Here is a 5,795-nt window from a genome sequence, read left to right on the forward strand (position 1 = left end):
CCGTACGGACTGTGCGCGCCTTCTCGAGGCTTCGCCTGACGCCGGTCAGACCTTCCAGACCGCCACCATGGACGGGCGCGGCTGTGAGTCGCCGCCGTCGGGCCAGTGCGAGATCGGGTTGTCGGCGGACGCCTCGTCCGACTCACCCGGGTGCTGCACAGCGACGACGACGCGCTCATCCTGAATGATCGGGCCGCACGTCTCGCCGCCGGCCGGAACCGTCAGGAACTGCCGCGTCTCGCCGCGACGCTCACCGTCGAGAACGACTGCGAAGAGGCCGTCGTTGCTCTCGAGGGCGTTGCCGTCCGTCGAGATCCACAGGTTGCCCTTGGAGTCGAAGGCCAGGTTGTCCGGGCAGGAGATCGGGCTGACCTGGGTCTTGTCGAAGCCGCCGAAGTACGTATCGGCCTCGTTCGGGTCGCCGGCGACCAGAAGCAGGTTCCAGGTGAACGACGTACCGGCGTGGTCGTCGTCGAGCTCGAGGATCTGACCGTTCTTGTTCTTGTTGCGCGGGTTGGCGGCGTCCGCTGCCGCTTTGCCCTCGGTACCGCGGTTGGTGTTGTTGGTCAATGCCACGTACACCTTGCCGGTGACCGGGTTGGGCTCGAAGTCCTCCGGGCGGTCCATCTTCGTCGCGCCGACCTTGTCGCCCGCCTGACGGGTGAACACGGCGACCTCTTCGGCGGACATGCCGTCGACGAGCGACTCACCGCGGCCGTCCTCGTTGGTGCGGAGCAGCGGCAGCCACTGGCCCTTGCCCTCGAACTTGCCCGAAGGCGGGAGGGTTCCGCTGCCGTCGACGGCGTCGGGGGTGTCGCCGGTGAGCACCGCGACGTACAGGGTGCCTGCGTCGAGAAGCGTCAAGTTGTGCCGCATTGCTGCCTGGCCGCTGCCGGACATCATCTTTCGGCTGGAGACGAACTTGTACATGTAGTCGAAGCGCTCGTCGTCGCCGCTGTACGCGACGACCGTGCCGTCGTCGGTGACGTAGATGGTGGCGGCCTCGTGCTTGAAACGGCCCAGCGCGGTGTGCTTGATCGGCGTGGAGTTCGGATCCCAGGGGTCGACCTCGACGACATAGCCGAATCGGTTGACCTCGTTGGGTTCCTGCGCGATGTCGAAGCGCTTGTCGAAGCGCTCCCACTTGCGATCACTCGCTGCGCCCTCGATGCCGTAGCGGGCAAGGCGTTGCGCTGCAACTGGTTCGGTAACCGACTCGGCGTTGCCGAAGTACTGGTTGATGTTCTCCTCGCCGGAAAGCACGGTGCCCCAGGGGGTCAGGCCGCCTGCGCAGTTGTTGAACGTGCCGAACGCCTTGGTGCCGGTGGGGTCGACGCTCGTCTTCAGGAAGGCGCTGCCCGCGGCGGGGCCGGTGATGACGAACTCGGTGGTGCCGGTGATACGGCGGTTGTACTGGCTGAACGCCGGCGTCAGCTTGCCCGAGCCGCTCTCGCCGTTCACCTGGAGGACCGAGAGGCCGTGTGCAGCAAGGGCGATATCGAACTGCTCGCGAGTCGGGTTCTCCTCGTCGTAACCCTTGAACATGAATGGTTCGGTGCTGTACTCGTGGTTGACCACCAGCAGGAAGGAGTCCTCGCTGCCCTCGATGGGGAGCAGGCCGGCGAAGTCGTTGTTGTAGCCGAACTGCATGGCCTGTGCCGCGGCGGTCTGGTTGTCGAAGTCGAACTCCGGGGCGCCTTCGACAACCGGGTCGCCCCAACGGATGATGATGCCCTGCTCGTACCCCTCGGGGATGACCACTGCGTCTTCGGTGTTCGGCTCCACGGCGGTGAAATCGACACCGTCGACGGGCGGGGTCGAAGTGGCTCCGCCGGACGTCGCTCCGCCGCCGGAGGCGTTCTGATCATCGGTGCTGCATGCTGCGAGGACGCTGCCTGCGCCGACCGCCACGACGGCCATCGCTCCGCCGCGGAGGATGCCGCGTCGGCTCATCGCCGTCTTGACGATATCGCCGAAGTACTGACCCTTGGACGTATTCGGGACTTCGTGGAAGCAAGCGTCGCCGCACTTGTACTTGCAGGTGAGATTCGAGCGTGCCGAGCTTCCATCGTGCACGGCGAACAAGGGTAGTGGCTTCATGAACGGCACAGTGTCAGCAGAAAGCGAAACGAAAGAAACGGTGAGGTGAAGTCGAGGAGAACGAGGGTGCCCTAAGGCTCCTGACGTATTAGAGGACCTGGGACAGGAACTGCTTGAGCCGATCGGTATGTGGATCGTCGAAAAGCTGGTCGGGAGTGCCGGTTTCGACGGCGCTGCCGTGGTCCATGAACAGCACCTTGTTCGATACCGAACGGGCGAAACCCATCTCGTGAGTGACGACCACCATGGTCATGCCGCCGGACGCCAGATCGGCCATCAGCGCGAGCACACCTTTGACCAGTTCGGGGTCGAGCGCGGAGGTGGCCTCGTCGAAGAACATCACTTCCGGCTTCATCGCCAGTGCGCGAGCGATGGCGACGCGTTGCTGCTGACCACCCGAAAGATTGCCCGGCCTGGAGTCGGCCTTGTTGGACAGTCCGACGAGCTCGAGCTGCGCCAGTGCTGCAGCCCTCGCCTCTTCCTTGGACATCCCCTTGAGTTTGCGAGGGCCGAGGGCGATGTTGTCCGCGACGGTCTTGTGCGGGAACAGGTTGAAGTGCTGGAACACCATTCCGATGCGTTGCCGCAACTCGTCGGGATTGTCCTGCAGCACCGAGGTGCCGCCCAGCAGGATGTCGCCCTCGTCGGGTTCGTGCAACCGGTTGAGAACCCGGAGCAGCGTCGACTTCCCCGAACCGGAGGGCCCGATGACGGTGGTGGTCTTGCCTGCGTCGACGTGGACGTCGACCCCGCGCAGCACCTTGTTGGTACCGAATGCGAGGTGAATATCTTTGCCGGTCAATGAGACGGCCATGTTTCCTTACCTCTCCACCGCGATGATCTTCTCGATGGGGTCGAGCGTGCCGGATGTATCTGCCCTGCCCGAGCGCAGTCGCTTGTCGATGAAGTTCACGAGGTGCGTCAGTGGAATCGTCAGAAGAAGGTAGAACACGCCGGCCGCGAGCAGCGGCGACAGGTTGCCCGTTTGCGCCGCGGTGTCCTGTCCGACCCTGAACAACTCGCGTTGCGACGCCAACAGACCCAGGAAGTAGATGAGCGAGCTGTCCTTGATCAACGAGATGAACTGGTTGACGATCGCGGGCAGCACCCGCCTGATGCCCTGCGGAACGACGACGAGCGTCATCGACTTCCGGTAGCTGAACCCGAGCGCACGCGACGCCTCGAGCTGGCCCGAGTCGACGCTCTGAATGCCCGACCGGAAGATCTCACCGAAGTACGCTGCAGCCATCAACGACAGTGCCGCGATTCCGAGCGGGAACGGGCTTCGGCTACCGGTGTACTCGGTGAGCGTCGGCCCGAAGCCGAGACCGATCAGCAGGATGACGAGCGCCGCGGGAAGACCACGGAAAATATCGGTGTAGACGCGAGCGGGCCAGCGGAGGAAGCGGGAGCGGGAGATACCCGCCACCGCCAACCCGAGGCCGATCACCGTACCGATCACCCCGGACGAGGCCGCGAGAATCAGGGTGTTCGGCAATCCGACGGTGATCAGCGTGGGAACGGTGTCCCAGATGAGTTCCCAATCGAAGAACGTGTCGTACAGATTCGACAGTGTGTCCATGTCAGCTGGTCGGAGGAGTGGAGGCCTTGCTGCCCGGCTTCCAATCGGCCGGTACCTCGCGGTCCGGGTACCACTCCTTCTCGAGCGTCGCCCAGGTTCCGTCGGCGACCACGGCGTCCAGTCCGGAGTTCAGCGCATCGATCAGCGGCTGATTGTCCTTGTTCACCGCGTATGCCGTGAAGTTGGTCGTGTTGATCGTCTTCTCGAGAATGGCGACACCGTCTTCGGCCTTGACCTGACCGGAAGCTTGCTGCGAGGGTGCGACCCAGGCGTCGATCTGACCGGACTTCACATTGGCGTATGCCGTGTTGTAATCGGGGAATCGAACCGGCTCGATGCCGAGAGTGTTGGTGACGTAATCGTCCTGCACGGTGCCCTGCACGACGCCGAGGCGCTGCTGAGTGTCGAGCTCGGCGATCGTCTTGATCTCGTACTCGTTCTTCGCGACGAGAGCCATCTCACCGAAGTCGTAGCCGTTGGTGAATCCGACGGTCTGACGACGAGCGTCGGTGGTCGAGATGGACGAGGAGCCGGCGTCGTAGACCTTGTTGTTCACCGCGGCGAGCAGCCCGGAGAACTCGGTGGCCGAGTACTCGACCTGCAACCCGAGCTTGCCGGCGACCGCGCGGAGCAGCTCGTTGTCGAAGCCGGTGAACTTGCCCGACTCGTCGATGAAGATGTTGGGCGGAGCATCGGACAGCGTGCCGACGTACAGCGTGCCGGGCTTGATCAAGCCGATGTTCGCGGTGTCGATCTGGTTGAGCGGGGTGACGTCGGCGGTGGTGTACTTGTCCAGCGACGATTGGTCCGAACCCGCCAGAGCGTTCTCACCGGTGCCACCGGAAGAACTGTCGCTCGAGCACGCGACCGCGCCGAGTGTGAGTGCGAGCGTCGCAGCAACTGCTGCGAAGGCACGGCCTCGTATACGTCGATTGCTCAAGTGGTTCTCCTCGGTGCTGTCCGAACGGTGTGTCCGAAGCGTTGGTGTTCGAGACGCTGATACCGAGACGGTTGTGCCGCCTCGAGAAGCAACGAGGTTATCGCGCTGTTCAGGGCAAACGACAACCTGCTAAAGGGTTGGGTAGCGTGAACCACAGTTGACGCCGCGGTCCCCCGGCAGCGTCAACCGCGCCGGCCTCCCTCTCATTCCCACACCGAGGAAAATTCAATCCCGCGTGTCCGGCTCGGTCGCCTTCACCGGCGGCGCGCCCGCAGGATGGCGTCGTGCGTGTGGTGCGAACCCTCCGGCGGCGCCGTCGTGCGCCCGCGGATTTCGTCGATCTCGATGCGCCACCCGTCGCCGAGCATCCCGGCGATGTCGTGGGGTTGCAGGAAGTCGTGCGGATCGATGCCCCGCCACGTGGCCGCACCCTCCGCCGGGTGCTGCACGACGAGCAGGACACCGCCCGGCGCGACCGCCTCGGCCAATCCCGCGACAGCGCCGGCGCCGCCGACCTTCGGAATGGCGAAGAAGTGCATCGCGACGAGGTCGTACGACTGCGGAGGCGGCGCAACCGTCAGATGATCGGCGTGCACCCACGTCACCGACTCGTCACCCGTCAACGATGCCGCACGCTCGAGAGCCACCGACGAGATGTCCGACGCCGTCACCGTCCAACCGCGCTGTGCCAGCCACCGTGCGTCATCGCCCTGCCCGCACCCAACGTCCAGGGCGCGACCGGGAATGAGAGCAGAAACCTGTTGGACGAGTACAGGATTGGCGTTGCCGCTCCACCCGGTGTGCCCGCTGTGCAGCTCGTCCCAGAAGTGCTCGTCCATCGACGTCTGCTTTCGTTTGTTCGCTGCGGTATTGGGTGCGGCCAGTCCGTGACGGCGGTTGCCGAACACGATTACGCAGACAGCGGCTTCCATGGCGGCACCGAAGGGCGCGGGGCTTGCCGGGCCGTGAAGGGGGACTGTGTCGTCGGTCATGGACACACTGTGCACCCGCTTCACGGTGTCAGCAACTAGTGTTGCCGATATGGCAAATCAACGTCGGTCGTTGCGCCACGTCACGGCTTCGGTCAGCTCGGTGAGGTCGTAGTCCGGGCCGCCCGTGCCGACGGTGAACAGTGTGACTCCGGCGTCGACGAAATCCTGGGCTTTCTCCACT

Annotated in this window: 3 protein-coding genes and 2 pseudogenes; all 5 read right to left on the reverse strand. The window is 64.4% G+C overall.

Features of this window, described 5'->3' with window-relative positions:
* Nucleotides 1-45: 45 nt before the first annotated feature.
* Complete coding sequence (locus WBQ44_RS08705) at nt 46-2,100, reverse strand: PhoX family protein (RefSeq protein ID WP_495566309.1); 2,055 nt, start codon at nt 2,098-2,100, stop codon at nt 46-48.
* 88 nt (nt 2,101-2,188) lie between these two features.
* The gene (locus WBQ44_RS08710) at nt 2,189-2,914 is read right to left on the reverse strand and encodes an amino acid ABC transporter ATP-binding protein (RefSeq protein ID WP_495566310.1); all 726 of its coding nucleotides are present in this window, start codon (nt 2,912-2,914) and stop codon (nt 2,189-2,191) included.
* 6 nt (nt 2,915-2,920) lie between these two features.
* Nucleotides 2,921-4,622: pseudogene (locus WBQ44_RS08715) on the reverse strand (ABC transporter substrate-binding protein/permease).
* Nucleotides 4,623-4,876: 254 nt separating this feature from the next.
* Nucleotides 4,877-5,614 carry a class I SAM-dependent methyltransferase gene (locus WBQ44_RS08720; protein WP_495566311.1) on the reverse strand — a complete coding sequence of 246 codons (738 nt, stop codon included), beginning with the start codon at nt 5,612-5,614 and terminating at the stop codon, nt 4,877-4,879.
* A gap of 57 nt (nt 5,615-5,671) precedes the next feature.
* Nucleotides 5,672-5,795, reverse strand: a pseudogene (locus WBQ44_RS08725) (LLM class F420-dependent oxidoreductase); the annotation flags it as partial.

This window comes from Rhodococcus sp. (in: high G+C Gram-positive bacteria), from assembly GCF_049591685.1.
Classification (GTDB): Bacteria; Actinomycetota; Actinomycetes; order Mycobacteriales; family Mycobacteriaceae; genus Rhodococcoides.